At 38.6% G+C, this 17773-nt stretch carries 17 protein-coding genes; 1 reads left to right on the top strand and 16 read right to left on the bottom strand.

Going from position 1 to position 17773, the window contains the following annotated elements; genetic code table 11:
* Positions 1–75 precede the first annotated feature (75 nt).
* Positions 76–822, bottom strand: coding sequence for a segregation/condensation protein A (locus tag JWP71_RS08230; RefSeq protein ID WP_299498492.1), 747 nt, complete (start codon positions 820–822; stop codon positions 76–78).
* Between the two features lie 137 nt (positions 823–959).
* On the opposite strand from JWP71_RS08230, the gene dxs reads away from it, so the two are divergent.
* Positions 960–2888, top strand: coding sequence for a 1-deoxy-D-xylulose-5-phosphate synthase (gene dxs, locus JWP71_RS08235; RefSeq protein WP_299498494.1), 1929 nt, complete (start codon positions 960–962; stop codon positions 2886–2888).
* 103 nt (positions 2889–2991) lie between these two features.
* Here dxs and JWP71_RS08240 read toward each other — a convergent pair whose 3' ends face one another.
* The 15 genes from JWP71_RS08240 to JWP71_RS08310 all read right to left on the bottom strand — a co-directional run bounded on the left by JWP71_RS08240 (position 2992) and on the right by JWP71_RS08310 (position 17757).
* Entirely contained in the window at positions 2992–4608 is a 1617-nt protein-coding gene (locus JWP71_RS08240) for a gliding motility protein RemB (protein WP_299498496.1), read from the bottom strand.
* Positions 4609–4633: 25 nt separating this feature from the next.
* On the bottom strand, positions 4634–5770 hold the full coding sequence (gene gmd, locus JWP71_RS08245; protein ID WP_299498498.1) for a GDP-mannose 4,6-dehydratase: 1137 nt from the start codon (positions 5768–5770) through the stop codon (positions 4634–4636).
* Positions 5771–5885: 115 nt separating this feature from the next.
* Positions 5886–6449: a DUF3109 family protein gene (locus tag JWP71_RS08250; RefSeq protein ID WP_299498501.1), complete on the bottom strand. Its 564-nt coding sequence runs from the start codon at positions 6447–6449 to the stop codon at positions 5886–5888.
* 5 nt (positions 6450–6454) lie between these two features.
* On the bottom strand, positions 6455–7231 hold the full coding sequence (locus tag JWP71_RS08255) for a DUF3108 domain-containing protein (protein ID WP_299498503.1): 777 nt from the start codon (positions 7229–7231) through the stop codon (positions 6455–6457).
* A gap of 50 nt (positions 7232–7281) precedes the next feature.
* Positions 7282–7797, bottom strand: a complete 516-nt coding sequence (locus tag JWP71_RS08260; protein ID WP_299498506.1) for a DUF2480 family protein — start codon at positions 7795–7797, stop codon at positions 7282–7284.
* A 74-nt stretch (positions 7798–7871) separates the two neighbouring features.
* Positions 7872–9983, bottom strand: coding sequence for a SurA N-terminal domain-containing protein (locus JWP71_RS08265; protein ID WP_299498508.1), 2112 nt, complete (start codon positions 9981–9983; stop codon positions 7872–7874).
* A 117-nt stretch (positions 9984–10100) separates the two neighbouring features.
* Positions 10101–10679, bottom strand: coding sequence for an LPS export ABC transporter periplasmic protein LptC (lptC, locus tag JWP71_RS08270; RefSeq protein ID WP_299498510.1), 579 nt, complete (start codon positions 10677–10679; stop codon positions 10101–10103).
* Positions 10680–10686: 7 nt separating this feature from the next.
* On the bottom strand, positions 10687–12018 hold the full coding sequence (locus JWP71_RS08275) for a hypothetical protein (RefSeq protein ID WP_299498512.1): 1332 nt from the start codon (positions 12016–12018) through the stop codon (positions 10687–10689).
* Complete coding sequence (locus JWP71_RS08280; RefSeq protein WP_299498515.1) at positions 12011–12754, bottom strand: type III pantothenate kinase; 744 nt, start codon at positions 12752–12754, stop codon at positions 12011–12013. Before JWP71_RS08280 ends, JWP71_RS08275 begins: the two co-directional genes overlap by 8 nt.
* Positions 12754–13446, bottom strand: coding sequence for a phosphoribosylformylglycinamidine synthase subunit PurQ (gene purQ, locus JWP71_RS08285; protein WP_299498517.1), 693 nt, complete (start codon positions 13444–13446; stop codon positions 12754–12756). The genes JWP71_RS08280 and purQ overlap by 1 nt, the downstream gene beginning before the upstream one ends.
* A gap of 103 nt (positions 13447–13549) precedes the next feature.
* Entirely contained in the window at positions 13550–14536 is a 987-nt protein-coding gene (locus JWP71_RS08290; RefSeq protein WP_299498519.1) for a DUF6427 family protein, read from the bottom strand.
* An 80-nt stretch (positions 14537–14616) separates the two neighbouring features.
* Positions 14617–15600 (bottom strand): glycosyltransferase family protein, encoded by a 984-nt coding sequence (locus JWP71_RS08295; RefSeq protein WP_299498521.1) that lies wholly within the window; start codon positions 15598–15600, stop codon positions 14617–14619.
* A 133-nt stretch (positions 15601–15733) separates the two neighbouring features.
* Positions 15734–16588: a UDP-2,3-diacylglucosamine diphosphatase gene (locus JWP71_RS08300; RefSeq protein ID WP_299498522.1), complete on the bottom strand. Its 855-nt coding sequence runs from the start codon at positions 16586–16588 to the stop codon at positions 15734–15736.
* Between the two features lie 257 nt (positions 16589–16845).
* Entirely contained in the window at positions 16846–17376 is a 531-nt protein-coding gene (locus tag JWP71_RS08305) for a DinB family protein (RefSeq protein WP_299498524.1), read from the bottom strand.
* Positions 17377–17454: 78 nt separating this feature from the next.
* The gene (locus tag JWP71_RS08310; protein WP_299498526.1) at positions 17455–17757 is read right to left on the bottom strand and encodes a GIY-YIG nuclease family protein; all 303 of its coding nucleotides are present in this window, start codon (positions 17755–17757) and stop codon (positions 17455–17457) included.
* Between the last annotated feature and the right edge of the window lie 16 nt (positions 17758–17773).

Here is a 17773-nt window from a genome sequence, read left to right on the forward strand (position 1 = left end):
AGTTAGTGTTGTCATAATTCAAATATAACTGTTTTTATTGGGCTTGTCAATTATTGCAAATCCGATGATATCGAATCACTCCCCCTTCGCCGATATCCAAAAATTATTATACCCTAAGCCTATCTGTATATCAATCAGCTCCTGCTGCAGCATCTCCAGCACGGCAAGGAAGTTGTATACAAAATGCACCCGGTTTTCTGATTCTTTGGCGATGGCTTTAAAGTCCATCATTTTATTAATGCGCAGCAGGTCGTCAATAGCTTTTTTCTGTTTTTCGATGGTGTAAGGATATTGCGTTACGGTATGGGTAACTTCTTCACTACGATTATTATAATTGCGTATCAGGCGGCCATATACCATCATCAGCTTATACAAACTAACGTCTGATAATTCTTCGCCGGGGGTGGCAACGCGTTCGGCCTGTTCAAGGTCGTATTTAATATTACCACGTCGTTCCTGTTTAAGGCGCTCCTCCTCAAACGGGCGCACCTCTTCGCATAACTCTTTAAATTTTTTATATTCAATAAGCTTACGTATTAGTTCTTCTTTGGTATCTACTTCGTTTTCGCCGTTTTCGGCTTCGTGGCGGGGCAGCAGCATTTTGGCTTTAATGCGCATCAGCGTAGCTGCAACAAAAATAAACTCGCTGGCAAGCTCAATATTAAGGCTCACCATTTGATGTATATAATTTAAAAAATCGTCGGTAATACGGGCAATGGGTATATCGTGTATCTCCAGCTCATCCCTTTCAATAAAAAAAAGCAATAAGTCAAACGGTCCTTCAAATTGGGGGAGTTTTATTTCAAAGCCTTCTTCTTCCATATTTGCCTGTAAAAATACAGCTTATTGATTTTAAACAAATAAAAAAATGCAATATCAAACAAATAATAGCTATTATTTGTCCTTATTTACCAATTAAACTTGCTTAATTTGTAGGTTAAAATATTCTTATTATATCAATGCAGATAAAGGCCGGTGACTTATTAGAAAAGATAAACTATCCATCTGATTTAAAGAAACTTAGTGAAGATCAACTGGAGCAGGTTTGCCAGGAGCTACGTCAATACATTATTGATGTAGTATCGGTAAATGGGGGGCATTTTGCTGCAAGTTTGGGTGTGGTTGAGCTAACTGTTGCCTTACAATACATATTAAATACGCCTTATGACCAATTAGTTTGGGATGTAGGACACCAGGCATACGGCCATAAAATACTTACCGGCCGCCGTGAGGCCTTCCATACCAATCGGGTATATGGCGGCATCAGTGGTTTTCCAAAACGCTCAGAGAGCGAGTATGATACTTTTGGCGTTGGGCACTCTTCTACCTCTATATCGGTAGCATTAGGCATGGCGGTAGCGTCGCAATATAAAGGCGAAACCGACAGGCAGCACGTAGCCGTTATTGGCGATGGCGCCATGACCGCCGGTATAGCTTTTGAGGCTTTGAACCATGCCGGTATAGAAAATTCTAACCTGCTGGTTATCCTTAACGACAATAACATGTCTATTGATCCTAACGTGGGCGCGTTAAAGGATTACTTAACTTCTATTACTACTTCTAAGCCATATAACCGTTTCAGGGATGATATTGCCAACGTACTGGCTAAAATATCGTCAATAGGCCCAGACGCTTATAACATGGCGCAAAAGATAGAGAAAAGTATTAAAGGCACTTTACTTAAACGCAGCAACTTCTTCGAGGCGCTTAAATTTAGATATTTTGGCCCGATAGACGGGCACGATGTAAAAAACATGGTTAAAGTACTGCGCGATCTGCGTGATATACCCGGGCCTAAAATTTTACATTGCATCACTACTAAAGGCAAAGGCTACGCTTTGGCCGAAAAGGACCAGACCAAATGGCACGCACCGGGTTTATTTGATAAGATAACCGGCGAGATTAAAAAGACTAAACACGAAAAACCACAGCCTCCAAAATATCAGGATGTGTTTGGCCATAGTATTATTGAACTGGCAGAAAAGAACCCTAAAATAATGGGTATTACGCCTGCCATGCCGTCGGGCTGCTCACTTAACCTGATGATGAAGGCCATGCCTAACCGGGCTTTTGATGTGGGTATTGCCGAGCAGCATGCCGTTACATTTTCGGCAGGCTTATCTACACAAGGATTGATACCTTTTTGCAACATCTATTCAAGCTTTATGCAACGGGCGTATGACCAGGTGATACATGATGTGGCCATACAAAAATTAAACGTGGTGTTTTGCCTTGACCGTGCCGGTATTGCCGGGGCCGACGGACCAACGCACCATGGCGCTTACGATCTGGCTTTTATGCGCTGCATACCCAATATGACGGTATCGGCACCTATGAACGAGGAAGAGCTGCGTAACCTGATGTTTACCGCACAGCAGGATGATATGGGACCCTTTGTTATACGTTACCCGCGTGGCAATGGTGTTATGGTTGACTGGCAGCGTCCTTTTAAAGCTATACCTGTGGGTAAGGGCCGTAAAATATGCGATGGTGAAGATGCAGCTATATTAACAATTGGCCATATTGGCAATGAAGCGGTAAATGCTATTGCCGAGTTAAATACCGAGGGCTATTATCCTGCACATTATGATATTCGGTTTGTAAAACCTTTGGATGAAGCTTTGTTACATGAGGTATTTAAAAAATTCAACAAAGTAATTACGGTTGAAGACGGTTGTATAGAAGGCGGAATGGGCAGTGCTATTCTTGAATTTATGGCCGATAATAACTATAAGGCCCAGGTAATACGTTTAGGCATACCAGATCGTATTGTTGAACATGGAGAACAGCCTGAGCTTTGGGCCGAATGTGGTTATGATGCGAAAAGCATTGTTACCCAGGTGAAAAACATAGTTGTAAAACGCAATACTCATACAATTGCTTCATAAAGATTAAAGATTAGGCCTGGCAGGAAAGGTTAGTTAATTAAAGATTAAAGATTAGGTCTATCATCTGTAAATTGACAACCTGCTTAATCTTTAATCTCTACCCTTAATGCTTTAAGTAACTGGCCAGATCTGTATACATGGTGCGGAACGAGCTGCGCAGGCCAACTGTTATCATGGTTGTTTTATCTGTATAGTCGACATTTTTTTCCAACCTGTATATCCCACCTATCTCAATTCTTAAATTATATTTAGGGTTAAGCATGTAAGCTACTTTCCCTTCAAAATAGGTCATGTGAGTGGTTAAGCCCTGGCCTATATAATTACCGTACAAATGTACGGGGTCAGTATAAACTTTAAATATATCCTTACCGTAATTTAGCCCGTTCTCATCCAAACCATAAAGACTATAATTAATCTCTCCACTAAAATCAAACCGTTTATAAGTGTAGTTTAATAAACTTACCAGTTCCTTAAAATTGGCCCCGTACGGATGAGCAAGTGGTTCGCCCTCTTCACTATAATTTTTTATTGATTCCGTTTCAGAATAGGTATACGGCAATGCTCCGTTATATTCAGCCAAATAATTTAATGCCCTTATATTAAATAAATTGGCGCCTTTTAAACCTATTTGCCAGGCATATTTGTTTTTTATACTGCCTTTACCAGAGAAAAAATCCTGTGCCCTAAATTCATCTAAGTAAAACTGCCCATACGCGGTAATACCATCTGTTAATTTATATTTACCGTTAAACCCAATCATGGCATTGTCCGGCGATCCAATGGATGCTTCTACGGGCCTTAAAAATATTACCGGGTTAGCATAGTTAAAATCAAATCCTCTTTTGTTACCTAAACTATCAACATCGGCCCAAATTATGGCATCAAAAAATCCTATCGATAACCGGTTATTTACGTTCCAATCTAAATAATGAAACACTCCCCATTTTTTCTTGTAGCCATTAGTATAAGAAAGTTGTTTGGAGGCCGGATCTGTCATATAAGCCCACATTACCATATACTTTACATTACCAATATTGGCTGTAAGCTTTAAAAACGGATAAGCTGATGCATAATCTGATAATAGCACTGAACGATAGCCATCACCAATAAACGTTTTGTCATGTCCTGCTGTGATATTTAAATATTTTACCGGGGTATAAGATACTATGGCCGATACATCCGACCAGTCCTTCGTGGGTTTACCGTAACTACGATCATAAGCCTGACCAGGCACCATCCCAACCTGGTTAATATAAGTATCCAAATATTCGGGGAAAACAGCCTGGTTCTCAAACCCGCTCGAGTAGAAATAAAAATTTTTCCCTATTGTACCACTTAATTGGTAGCCTCTTGTATTTAACCATGTAGTTTTTTTTCCTGAAAAATCTCTTCCAATTGTTAAATCGGGTAAATAATCAGCAAAAAAAGTGTACTCTTTAGTTTTTACATCAATCAAATGCTCATTAAATATTTTACGGTACACCCAGCTATGGTGCCCAATCGTGTCAGTACCATAATTCATTAATGAATCATACCGGCTTTGCAACGTGCTATCAATAATATATGATTTTAACGAGGTATGTATCCGGGTTTTTGTTGAATAAAGCTCGTCGTTAAATTTTTGGTAAAACTGGTAAGAATAAGGCATATACTGAGCCTGTGCTGTAGCAACTTTAGCAAATAGTAAAAGCAGTATTAAACTGCTTAATATTTTTTTCATGCGGTAGTTTTAGTAATTGTATACGCTATTCGAAATAATTAAGAGTTTTAAAACCACCTTTTTTCAAATAATCATCTTTTTTCACCAGGTGCAGGTCAGACTCCATCATATCTTTAACAAGCGCTTGCAAATCATATTTAGGTTTCCATCCTAATTGTGTTTGTGCTTTTGTAGGGTCGCCTATCAGCAGGTCCACTTCTGTTGGCCTAAAATATTTTGAATCTACCTTAACTACAGTTTGTCCTGGTTTAAGGTTTTCGGTATTTAAACATAATTCCTCAGCCTTTTGCTTATCATAATCTATAATTACGCCGCGCTCATGCTCGTCTTTGCCACTAAACTCAATTTCAATACCCAACTCGTTAAATGCCATTTTTATAAAGTCTCTTACGGTTGTAGTTACACCGGTAGCAATAACGTAATCTTCTGCAGTATCTTGTTGCAGCATCAGCCACATCGCTTCAATATAATCTTTGGCGTGGCCCCAGTCGCGCCGAGCGGATAAATTACCTACATACAGGCAATTTTGCAGCCCTAAAGCAATTTTAGATGCCGCCCTGGTAATTTTACGCGTTACAAAAGTTTCCCCCCGTATAGGGCTCTCATGGTTAAACAATATACCATTACAGGCGTACATACCATATGCTTCACGATAGTTAACTATTATCCAATAACCATAAAGTTTAGCAACGGCGTATGGCGAGCGTGGATAAAAAGGTGTTGTTTCGCTTTGTGGCACAGCTTGCACCAAACCATATAACTCAGATGTTGATGCCTGATAAACGCGTGTCTTTTTGGTTAAGCCCAATAACCTTACCGCTTCCAATATACGTAATGTGCCTATACCATCGGCATTAGCGGTATATTCAGGCGTTTCAAAGCTTACCTGAACATGAGACATGGCTCCTAAATTGTAAATTTCATCCGGTTGGATCTCTTGTACAAGCCGTATTAAATTAGTGGAGTCTGTTAAATCGCCATAATGCAGTTTAAATTTAACGTTAGGCTCATGCGGGTCATGGTAAAGATGATCAATACGATCTGTATTAAATAATGAGGATCTTCTTTTAACCCCATGTACCTCATAACCCTTTTTTAATAAAAACTCGGCAAGATATGCGCCATCCTGCCCTGTAATGCCTGTTATTAAAGCTACCTTCATTTAATATTTACTATGTAATTTTTTAAGCTGCAATAATATCCAATTTAATTGAAAAACTATCTAATTGGTTAGGATAAATATTATACGGAAAGTTGAATAAAAAGATCAGAATGACTTATATTCCCGCTACTGTATCTTCCAGTTCTTTATACCATTCTTCGCCATATTTTCTTATCAGCGGGGCCTTCAAAAATTCGTGCACGTGTACTTTAAGCTCATCACCAAAACTGCATGCGGGGCTGCAAATGCTCCAACGGTCATAATTCAACACATCAAACTCAGGGTATTTTGTTATCCGGATAGGATATAAGTGACAGGAGATAGGTTTTTTCCAGTTTACGGCGCCTTCTTCATAAGCTTTTTCGATAGCGCATTTGGTTATGCCGCCCTCCCATATTACATAGGCGCATTCTTTGTTAACATCAACGCAGGGAGTGGTGTAGTCGCCTTCAAAATCGGTTACATAAGTTCCAACTTTTTCTATGGTTGCTATGCCTTTGGCAGTCATGTATGGCTTTACTTTGGGATATATCTCGTCCAGTATATGCAGTTCATCCGTATTTAACGGCGCGCCCGAATCGCCCTCTAAACAACAGGCGCCTTTGCATTTATTTAAATTACATACAAAATTTTCTTTTACTACATCTTCATGTACTAAAACGCTGCCAACTTCTATCATTTATTTTATTTATTTATCGGATTAAGTGGGTATTTAAGCCCTTTAGCATTTGTCAGATCCATTGTTACGCTACCTACAATTAGGCCTACATTGGCTTTTATAGGTATACGGTTATTATCATCAGTTATCCACAAGTATAGCTTGCTGTTTTGTTTAAAAATACGGCCCGGTATAATTGTCGGGTTAAATTTAAGACAATTAAATTTACCTAATGAACAGCTCACTGCTTCTTTGCCTATATAGGTAATATTGAGGGTATAAATACCGTCGTCCAGAAAATAAGGCAAATCAAACTTATCCCCTACTTTGATCTTTGAAATATCTATATTTCTTGCAAAATAATACGCGGATACAAAATCAAACACCCGCCCTTTAAATTGAAAACCACCTTTGCCGGCAGTTATTTTACCATTTTCATGATCAAAACTTACCTTGTCGGTATGTTTCCAGCTCCCTTCGCGCCTGTTTTCCTGGTAAAGGTAGGGCAATAACGTTTTATGATCTACCCAGGTTTCATAGCGGTTACGTACTTTATAAAAAACATCAAATGTGCCTGCGGTTTTGCCATCGGCAATAATATGAAAAGTAGGGTGCCCGTTAATCTTCTCGCCATCCTCAATACGTAAATTTGCCTCGGCTCCCGTAAAAATCCCATATTTTAAACGGTAGCTTAGCTGTTCGCCAGCCTTAAAAACCGGTTCATGAATGCTCTTGAGTTCCTGGCTAAAAACGGCCGTAAAGCAGTTTGTAATAAGTATGATAGTAAAAAGACTCTTCTTCATTTATAACTTATTAGCCCTGTCTATTCTCCGGTAAGGGAGGGTTAGGTGGCTCAATCCTTCTTTTTATAAATAGGCACGGTAGAGCATGGCTCGCCAAACATCAGGCTCTTTACAACCGGAGTGAGTTTTTTTCCCAGTTCAACGTATGCAGAAACAGGTACATCAATATCTCCACAGCCTTTTATTACCAAACGCTGATCGCGGTACTGCTCCACATCTAATTTAGCTATGGCCTTTATATACAAAACGGTTTCTAATACCTCGGCATCACCAAATACCACTTCGCTGACATAAGGTGCCATCCGGTTAGCCAATAACAAATAGGCCCATGCAGGTACAATAGCATCGGCTGTGCAGGTAACAGCTACATTTTTACCTGCATATTGTGTCCAATCATGTTCTTTTACAAACTCCCTGAAATCTTTCTCACGTAGCATTAATCCCTGGAACAGATTGTCCTTAATATCATAGATAACACGTTCGCCGGGCGCATAAAACTCGGCCGGGTCAAGTGTAACCAAGCCGCTTTGTGCTACCTTATTCACAAAATTTTCCTGTATTTCCATTGTTTTCAAAATAAAAAATCCGGGATGACGTATTACTAACGTTATCCCGGATACAAAATTACTTTAAAATATGTCTATAACAGCTTGGCTCTGTAATCTTTTACATTGTCCTTATCTTTCAGGGCTTCAAATAACTGTCCTTCTGATCGCTGCAACATTGCCTGGCCTATTTGTTCTTTCTCTCTTACTGCGTTTGTAAGTGGTGCCGGGCTTATAAAATTATTAACCGTAAACACATAAACACCTTGCTGACCTGCAATCGGTTTAGAAATTTTATTAATCGGTGAGCCAAAAACAGAACCTACAACTTTATACTCTGCCGATGAACCCGGAATAACAGGATTAGCAAAAACAATATTTTGTACCGGAACAACTTTTGCACCAACCTTTTGAGCAATCTGTTCAATAGATGATGAGCCACTTATGGCTGCTGCAAATTTATCGGTTAATAATTTACCTTTTACCTGGTTCCTTACTGCCGGCTCTATTTGTTTTTTAACCAGATCAAGGGCTAAAGTTCCCTGTGGCTTAATTTGTGTTACATGTGCAACTATGTATTGGTTACCTACAGTAAATACCTGATCAGAAACATCACCTTTGTCTGATTTAAATGCCCATCTAACTAAATCACGCGCATCATCAAGTCCGGGCAAAGTACGCGCCACACCAGCTACGTCATCAGCGGTTCTAATACTTAAACTTCCTTTTTTTGCCTGAGCATCAAAGTTATCTTTTGTTAAAGAAATCAGGAACGCCTGTGCTTTACTGTATGCAGCTGATTGTGTTTTGGTGCTTGCAGACAAGGGCTTATCAATTATTGCAACCTTTACTACTTTTGATGATCCTTTTTGATCTTCAATCTGGATCAAATGAGCACCATATTGCGTGGTAACTATTTTAAGATCACCTTTTTTACCGTTAAAAACAGCTTCTTCAAAAGCAGGCACCATCGAGCCGCGAGCAAACATACCCAGTTCGCCGCCTTTAGCTGCCGAGCCCTTATCAACCGAAAATGTTGAGGCAAGATCTGCAAATGTTTTTTTTCCTGATTCAATCAATTTCTTAAGTGAGTCTGCTGTGGCGATTGCCTTTGCCATACCACCATCTACAGGGCTAATTAAAATATGTTTTGCTTTTACAGAATCCGGACCAACAACGGTACTAACCAATTTAGCTAATTTATAGCTGCCATTTGACAAGTACGGACCAAAAACAAATCCAATTGATGCTTTAAACATCACCGTATCTATTTTAGGGTCAAGCTGGCCCTTATGCTGATAAGTAAGCGGTGCTTTTGTTTCGGAGTTTATTTGTACAAACAATGAATCATTAGTACTGGCTTTAAAATCAGGTATAAGCTTGCTAATTTGTTGTTTTATAGCCGCCGAATCTTCTGTCGAAGGTGCGCCATTAAAGCTTACGTAGCTAATGCTTCTTAATTCCTGCGGATTTTTAAATTCTGCTTTATGCTCATCATAATAGCTGCTATAGTCAGCATCGGTTAAAGTAACTTTGCTATCTGCAACTGATGCATAATCTAATACTGCATATTTAAAATTGGCCAGTTTATTTTTGTTTTCGTAATTATCCTTAGCATCAAGCGAATTAACATACAAGCCATTCGTAACCATCGACATGTATTTCTCGCCTAACTTTGCTTCAATTAACTGCGTTACAAACTCAACCCATCTTATTTTTTGCGGATTATCATCTTTTTGGCTTTTTATATTATTAACAACGCTAATTAAATTTGCGCGGTCAAACCTACCGGTTTGTGGATCGGTAAAAGCTTGTATAACCTGTCTGTCCGGGTTAGTGCCGGTAGTCATAGCTTGTGTTTCATCCGGACTAACAACCAAACCAAGTTTTTCAACTTCTTTTCTGATAATAGCTTTGCTCACAAACTGGTTCCAGGTATTATCCTGAACATAGGCAGTAATTTGAGGCGTAACACTGGTTTGACCAGACTGCTGCCTAAACTGTGCCGTATTTTGGTCGACAGCCCTATTATAATCATCTAAAGGGATTTTTTCATCACCTACAGCGCCTAATACATTGGTATCATCTTTTAAAAACGATCCGCCACTTTTTATTACTTCGGTAGCGATAAAAGCAAGAAGTGAAAATCCTATTAGTCCTGCGACAATTTTACCCATCCGCTCACGCAGGTAACCCATTACAGCCATATACTTATCCTATATTTAATTAAATTTTTATATTCTTAATTATATTCTTAAAAAGAGCGCGCAAGATACAATTTTTAGTAAAATTATATAACACAAATTTTTACGTCAAATATACACCTATTGTGTGGGCATATCTGTAACATTAAATATACCGGTTGACGCTCCGAATTTAGGATGGCTTAGCTTATCATCACTTTTAAAATTTATCCCGTTTATTACATTACCGTCTGATGTGGTTACTTGTACCGGCTTGTTAGAATAAATAATTTGTTTCACCTGGTCCCATATTAACTCGTCTGATTTAAAGGTTTCGCCCTGGGCATTGGTGGCCACAACATTTTTATAAAACTCGGTTAGCTGTTCTTTATCGCGCTGAACGGCAGAATCAGAAACTATAGTACCGCTTTCTGTAGTATTCTTATCATAAAAAATAACTTTAACGCCTTTGGGCATTATGTAATAAGATTTAGCTACGGCGTAATGAATTAACAAAGGGGTAAGCATTTTACCTTTAACTATAGCCGAGTCGCTATAAATAACTTCAACACCCCTGGTGGTATCAATTGGCTGGCTCACCAATTTTGCTGATATTTCCTGTATCTTCTTAAGATCATTTTCGCATGCCCCTAAAAGCAGCATGCTTAAAAGCAGTGCCGGCAAAAAAAAGGCTGATACCTGTTTTACCCGACTATGCATTACTCAATTAATCAAATTTATAACGTTGGAACCACTTATCGTTAAGTGTAAAACCTAAATGCAGGTTAATATAGTTTTCTTTTACAAGACCATTATTTAGTGTGCCGCGTTGCCCTACTTCGGCAGAGAAGTTAACTTTATAAAAACTCATGCCACGCGATGCAAGTGGCATACCCAAACCAAAAGTAACCGCATGCGATTTTATATTAGTATAACCGCTGCCGGTAGAATTAGCTATGTTATAATAGCTTTGATCAAATATTAATCCTAAACGATAATCAATAGTAGCCCAGTAATTGCCCAGCGCATTTATATTAGGGGTATATTGGCCACCCATATTTAATGTCGAGCTATTGGCCATACCTTGATTTACGCCACCAATGCTTAAATCAGACCAATGGCCGGTACTATAATCGGCACCAATTAAATACTTCTGATCTTTTTGATAGGATATACCGAAGTGGTTAATTTGAGGCAGTTGTATTTTAGTTGCAGTCCCCTTCGTATTTACTAACGTATCTGCAGCAGTATTTTGGCTACCATTAATAATAGAATACTGGCTAACAATATGGGTGCTTTGCGCGCCAATTTTTGAACCTAACGATCCTGAATAACCCAGTACAATATGACGCGTTGCTGAAAGATCTATTTGATATTGAGCACCATAATCAAAATTTATACCGCCAACAGTAAGATCCTGTTCATCTCTTGAATTTAAGGTTCCCAGCGCGTCATATTCTGTAGAGCGATAATGTTTCAAATCGCCAAATATGTATGATGCATTAAAACCTACCATTAAACCCTTCACTATTTTAGTACCATAACCTATATAAGCTTTTGACAAGCTGCCTTCGCCACTATAAATATTATGAACTGCTACCGTATCAGCCGGATTTTTTGTACCGAAGTTTGGTGATGTAATGGTATAATTATAACCCAGTTCAGTATAAGGCATCAAGCCAAAACTAAATGCCGAATGTGCGGCAACAGGTATAGCAAACGCGATATGGCTTAAACGAAAATTTGAATTTGTTTGAGATGACTGGCCGGTTTGGTTTAAATTAATAATGTTGCCATACAAGCCAATATCAATAGTTGTAAGATCTATTGCAGCGTATGAAGCAGGATTAATGGAGTTAATTGTATTATACCCGTTTATTTTATTTATACCGGTAGCAATACCACCCATAGCTGCATTTTGAGGTAACCACTGTGGGGTAAGGTCACCTAATCCGAATTGTGAGTATGGGGAGCTTGTAGTTGCCGTGGATTGCGATTTTGCCTCAAATACGATAACTGCAAGTAAAAGTGTTATAAAAAATTTAGTATATTTAATCATTATGCTTTTGTGTAGCTGCGTTTAATCCTTTAAGAACCAGGTAAGGTTCGATTTTTATATAGGGGGCAAAGATGCTATTTTTCAATAGAGTATCAAAAAAAATACTGTCGCCTCCTGTAAGTATTATGTTTAATTCTTGTTTATTTTTCGCGTAGCTTTCAATAAAGCCATTAAGTTCAAATTTAATCCCATTTTGCACACCTGATGTTATGGCTGTTTGTGTATCCTTACCACTGTTACCTTCAAAATTTTCATTCGCACTTATTACCGGCAGGTTTGATGTATAATGGTTCAGCGCATTATAACGCATATTTAATCCCGGCGATATGCTTCCACCAAAATAATTTCCTTCAGCATCTATCCAGTCATAAGTTATACAGGTGCCCCCATCAATTACCAGGTTGTTTTTTTGGGGATATAAATAATTGGCTCCTATAACAGCAGCCAACCGGTCAAGTCCCAGTGTTTGTGGTGTACGGTAATGATTATGGATGCCTGTGGTCATTCCGGTATTAAAATATATTAACTGTGTTTTTACTTTCAACCCGGTTTCCCACTCTTCGCTGTTTTTTTTTACTGATGAAATGATGGTTTTATTAACATGATAACCGATTAATAAATTATCAAGTATTTTAATATCAATTGCTTTATAATGTTCTGTATAAACTATTTCATCCTGCTCAAATATGGCTATCTTGATAAAAGTATTACCTATATCAATAACCAAATTGGCCATCAGGCTTTAACCATTGATAATATTGACTCAAAAATTGCCAGCCCGTCTTCGTTAGCTAACAATGGATCTGCCGCACGCTCCGGATGCGGCATAAAGCCAAACACATTACGATTGGTATTGGTTATTCCCGCTATATTTTCTATTGACCCGTTAGGGTTAGCTTCTGTAATAATGTTGCCGGCCTCGTCGCAATATCTAAACAAAACCTGGTCATTATCATTTATTGATTTTAACACATCAGCGTCGGCAAAATAATTTCCTTCGCCATGAGCAATAGGTATTTTTAAGGCACGTTGCAGATCAATCTGGGCAGTAATTAATGATTGGTTTGTTTGCGCCTTCATGTAAGTGTTACGGCAAATAAACTTACGGTTGCTGTTATGCAATAAAGCACCCGGCAGTAAACCAGCTTCGGTTAATATTTGAAAACCGTTGCATATACCCATTACATAACCGCCTTTAGCAGCAAATTGTATAACCTGCTCCATTATGGGCGAGAAACGTGCTATTGCGCCAGAGCGAAGATAATCGCCAAATGAAAAGCCGCCGGGTAGTATAATAAAATCTGCACCTTGCAGATCATGATCTTTATGCCATAGGCGAACAACCTGCTGACCCATTATTTTATCTAACACATGAATAATATCTTCATCGCAATTAGACCCCGGAAATATAACTACACCAAATTTCATCAGCTACCTGTTTTAATAATAATTAATAGGTGTGTACAACAACCTATAATTGTTTCATGCTACAAATCTAATATAACAGCCGAAATTTGAACGAATGTAAAAGTTAAAAAGTGTTAAACTGAAAATAAACTATACTGATGAGCAGTATAAAAAACAAACTTTCATACAACCAACGTGTATTGGCGTATAAAAAATAGTAAGCAAAAAACACCGCTGCAGGGATGGTGCAAAGTAAAAAATGGCTTAAATTAAACTCGGCCTTTACATAAAATGATAGTCCGGCAACCAAAAAAACCATAAATAACAACTGGAACGATTTGCGCACCTGTACGTAACTCCTGAAAAATATCTGCCTCATCTTAAAAATACAAAGTATAAAAATAATGATGACCGGAATTAGTACCAGGTAATGATAATATTGAATGTTAACATGACCCGGAAATTTAGTACCTAATGGCACCCAAATAGTATAAAATACATTTATATTTCCCTTTAGATAATAAAATACCGCTAAAAATAAAAATACAGTAATATAACCCATTATGCCGGCTCCCCACTCGCGCCAGTTAAAGGGTTTAAAAATTATTAAAGCTATCCAGATGGTTAAGAAGAAATAAATAAAAGGAAAATAAATTAATGAGCCTATAGCTACTATCATTCCCAAATCATAGGCTGTTGATTTTGCATCATCAGTCTTATAAAGGCTAAATAGTTTATACAGCATCCATATCACCAGGAAATTACATATCAGCGGCGGACTCAATATTAGGAATGGCGTAAATAAAGTGGTAAGAATAATATACATTAGGGCAGGTAAAAAACTGGGCCTGCTTAATAAACCATATTGGTTAACTACGCGGTTTATCATTAAAGCCTGTGCAAATACCAAAACACCTGCAAGGAATATATTAAGTACCGGATCTAAGGCATATTTATAAGCGCCGGGCATCCATAGCCGGGCAAAGGGTTCAACAAAGGTAAATTGTATAGTGGCCGGCGCATGATAAACGTAACCTATACGCAGCAAAAACAATAAAATGGCCAGCCATAAAATATTAAACGGATTATAGGTTCTGAACACATTTATCATGGCTACAATATTAGCAGAAAAAGCGGTGATGTTAAAATCAATAATCCTGTATTTACTTCGTAATGGCGGTAAGAGGACTTCTACCTCGCGAATCGCTGCACCATATTATCCACAATCTGCGCGGTTTCATCAGGAAAATCAACCCATACTTTGTTATCTTCCTTTATCCAGTGATTAATACGGGCAACAAAGCTATCATCAATAGCTTGCATAACGGGTACACCCAGTTTGGATGCGGCTAAGGCATTGCATTGCTGTTCATATTGCCCTTGCATAGGTATCATCATTAACTTTTTTTGCAGAAACAGTGCTTCGGCCGGACCCTCAAAACCACCACCGGTAAGTAACCCTTCGCAACTGGCTAAGCTGTTGTTAAACCCTTCATTATTTACCGGAAATATTTGAACATTACCTATTTGCGAAACTGTTTTTTGCCGTTTAGAGAAAATGTGCCATTGCACATTGGTTTCATTTAAATATTTAGACAGTTTTTTATCATCATAAGCAGGCAGGTAAACTGTATAATGGCCCAAATTGCTGGTTTGCAGATTACGTATCTCACTGCGTATTACCGGGGTATGTATAAAATCATCATAACGCTCAAAATGGAATCCGATATGGTGCGTTGTAGGCGAATAATATTTAAGCAGCCATTCGCCGTAGTTCCATTTGCCTGGCCGCGGTGTTTTAGGCGAAACAAACGCACACTGATGACTTAATGATACCGAAGGAATTTTTTGCAGCCTGCATGCCCAGGCGCTAACGGGTTCAAAATCATTAATAATAAGGTCATACTCTTTTAAAGGCAAACTATGCATATCCCGCCATAGCTGCGGCATATCCATTATTTTATATGTGGCCCATTTATCAACACCGCCATTGGTGCCAAATACAAAACTAAAACCGTGAAACTTATATTTAAGCGGTTGCGCCAGGGTAACTTCGGCCTGGGTGCCGCTAACTAACAGGTCCAACTCGCCATATTGCTGTAACAGAGGTACTATCTCACGTGCACGGCTAATGTGTCCATTGCCTGTTCCTTGTATGGCGTATAGTATTTTCATGCGGCTATGCCCGTTGTAAGATTTAAATGTTTTTTAAAATTGCAAGGTTTTAAAGTTTACAACTTTTAAAAGCCCTAAAGTAAAAAAAATGGAGCTAACCTTACAACATTGTACATTTAACATTTCTAACAACCTACGACTTTTCCTGCCTAAACCGCTCTAACAAAACATTCACGTCAAGCATAGCGTTCAAATCCTCGGCATCGGTTTTATCGTCCTCATCCACGTCTGTTTTAAAATTGTTGGGGTCGTATTTAAATATTTCCCATTTGCCATTATGATATTCTAACGCGGTAAGGCTCTCTACCCAATCGCCGCTGTTTAGATATAACACTTTGCCCGGGTTATCAGTAGCCGTCATTTCTCTTATCTCGGCATGATGTATGTGCCCGCATATTACATATTGATATTCTTTAGCTACGGCCAGGTCGGCGGCGGTTTGCTCAAATTGGTTTATAAATTTAACGGCATCTTTAAACCTTGCCTTTACCTTTTGCGAGAAGCTCATTTTTTCTTTGCCCATTGCAGTTAAAAACCAGTTGGTAACACTGTTTAGCCATATCAGCGTATCGTAACCTACTGCGCCCAATTTTGCCAGCCATTTAGAGTGTTGCATGGTAACATCAAATACATCGCCATGAAATATCCAGGCTTTTTTGCCATCAACATTTAACACCAATTTATTAAGCAGTTGGAATGAGCCCAGGTTAAAATCGGCAAACTTGCGCAGCATTTCGTCATGATTACCGGTTAAATAGTAAACGGGCGTACCTTCGGTAACAAATTTTAGTATGCGGCGCACCACCTTCATGTGCGCTTCGGGCCAATACGATTTGCTAAACTGCCATATATCAATAACATCGCCGTTAAGAATAAGCATTTTGGGCTTTATGCTTTTTAAATATTTAAGCAGCTCTTTGGCATGACAGCCATAAGTACCTAAATGCACATCGGATATAACTACGATATCAACTTCACGCTTTGCCATTAAAATTGGGGGGATAAAATTCCATCCGGTAAGAAATACCGGTTATATGGAAGTGGAGAGTTTTGATCCAACGATTACTCGTCGTCTTCGTCTTCATTAACTTTCATTTCATAAGGGCTTAAGTAGAATGCGCCAACCAGCAGCAACAATCCTACAATAACCATATACGCGTACTCAAAATGCAACATATCAAGTTTTTACAAAAGTCGGTTATTAAATTTATTATAATGTTAAGACTATGTTAATTCTTAAAGGTTTCACGCTTTTAAAAATTTATTTTCTATTCGATCTAACTGTTTTAAATGATGCTTAGTATGGATCAAAATAAATTTAAACCACTCTTTGGCATCCAGGTTACCTAAACGGGGGTGTTTATGCCGGTTTTGCGGTATGGCATCTTTAATGAATGGGGCAAGCTCACCCATACGCTTGCGGCATTTGATCAGTAAATTTTTAGCTTCTTCTTTACTGATCTTATTTACCGGCATTTTAGCCGAGACTTTTTCTGGCACTTTTATTTTTACCGGCGGAAAACGGTGAAAAAACAAGACCAGCATACCCAGCAAATTCAATCCTTTTGCAGTGGGCTGGCAGGTGCCATTTATACACCGCTCCATCGCTATAGATGATCCTAAATCAGCCTGCAGAATATGAGAATACACTTCGGCATATGACCATCCGCCTCCTGGAGGCGTCACCGTAAACTGTTCGTCCGGAATGGTATCCAGCCTGCTGCGATAAACATCCAGTACAGTTTCAATAGCCTTAAGCCCGGAAGCAATTTTCATACTTAATTTTATTTATTCAACTGCATGTCATCTCGAACGATAGTGAGAGATCTTAAACGCCTGGCAGGTAATGAATAGCTATTCCGTTACCTGTTTATTTAAAAAGTTCCATTCAGGATTTAATGCTTCTATCAACGAATTCTTCTTTTTCCTGCCCCATTTTTTAATTTCTTTTTCTCGTTCAATAGCATAGTTAATATGAGTAAAATGCTCATAATAGACCAGGTTATAGCAATAATACTTTCCTGCAAATGTGCTTTTGTTACCCTTATTTTCTGTGTGCTCATATAGCCGCCTGCTTAAATCATTAGTGACTCCAATGTACAAAACTGTCTTTTCAGGGTTAGTGGTGATGTAAACGTAAAAATTATAATTCCACATAACACTTCAATACATA

The sequence above is a fragment of the Mucilaginibacter sp. genome (assembly GCF_028287845.1).
In the GTDB taxonomy this organism is placed as follows: domain Bacteria; phylum Bacteroidota; class Bacteroidia; order Sphingobacteriales; family Sphingobacteriaceae; genus Mucilaginibacter.

Bases quoted from the DNA above. Each gene is read 5' to 3' on its own strand.
- JWP71_RS08230 (WP_299498492.1), bottom strand. From the start codon at position 822: ATGGAAGAAGAAGGCTTTGAAATAAAACTCCCCCAATTTGAAGGACCG.
- dxs (WP_299498494.1), top strand. From the start codon at position 960: ATGCAGATAAAGGCCGGTGACTTATTAGAAAAGATAAACTATCCATCT.
- JWP71_RS08240 (WP_299498496.1), bottom strand. From the start codon at position 4,608: ATGAAAAAAATATTAAGCAGTTTAATACTGCTTTTACTATTTGCTAAA.
- gmd (WP_299498498.1), bottom strand. From the start codon at position 5,770: ATGAAGGTAGCTTTAATAACAGGCATTACAGGGCAGGATGGCGCATAT.
- JWP71_RS08250 (WP_299498501.1), bottom strand. From the start codon at position 6,449: ATGATAGAAGTTGGCAGCGTTTTAGTACATGAAGATGTAGTAAAAGAA.
- JWP71_RS08255 (WP_299498503.1), bottom strand. From the start codon at position 7,231: ATGAAGAAGAGTCTTTTTACTATCATACTTATTACAAACTGCTTTACG.
- JWP71_RS08260 (WP_299498506.1), bottom strand. From the start codon at position 7,797: ATGGAAATACAGGAAAATTTTGTGAATAAGGTAGCACAAAGCGGCTTG.
- JWP71_RS08265 (WP_299498508.1), bottom strand. From the start codon at position 9,983: ATGGCTGTAATGGGTTACCTGCGTGAGCGGATGGGTAAAATTGTCGCA.
- lptC (WP_299498510.1), bottom strand. From the start codon at position 10,679: ATGCATAGTCGGGTAAAACAGGTATCAGCCTTTTTTTTGCCGGCACTG.
- JWP71_RS08275 (WP_299498512.1), bottom strand. From the start codon at position 12,018: ATGATTAAATATACTAAATTTTTTATAACACTTTTACTTGCAGTTATC.
- JWP71_RS08280 (WP_299498515.1), bottom strand. From the start codon at position 12,754: ATGGCCAATTTGGTTATTGATATAGGTAATACTTTTATCAAGATAGCC.
- purQ (WP_299498517.1), bottom strand. From the start codon at position 13,446: ATGAAATTTGGTGTAGTTATATTTCCGGGGTCTAATTGCGATGAAGAT.
- JWP71_RS08290 (WP_299498519.1), bottom strand. From the start codon at position 14,536: ATGATAAATGTGTTCAGAACCTATAATCCGTTTAATATTTTATGGCTG.
- JWP71_RS08295 (WP_299498521.1), bottom strand. From the start codon at position 15,600: ATGAAAATACTATACGCCATACAAGGAACAGGCAATGGACACATTAGC.
- JWP71_RS08300 (WP_299498522.1), bottom strand. From the start codon at position 16,588: ATGGCAAAGCGTGAAGTTGATATCGTAGTTATATCCGATGTGCATTTA.
- JWP71_RS08305 (WP_299498524.1), bottom strand. From the start codon at position 17,376: ATGAAAATTGCTTCCGGGCTTAAGGCTATTGAAACTGTACTGGATGTT.
- JWP71_RS08310 (WP_299498526.1), bottom strand. From the start codon at position 17,757: ATGTGGAATTATAATTTTTACGTTTACATCACCACTAACCCTGAAAAG.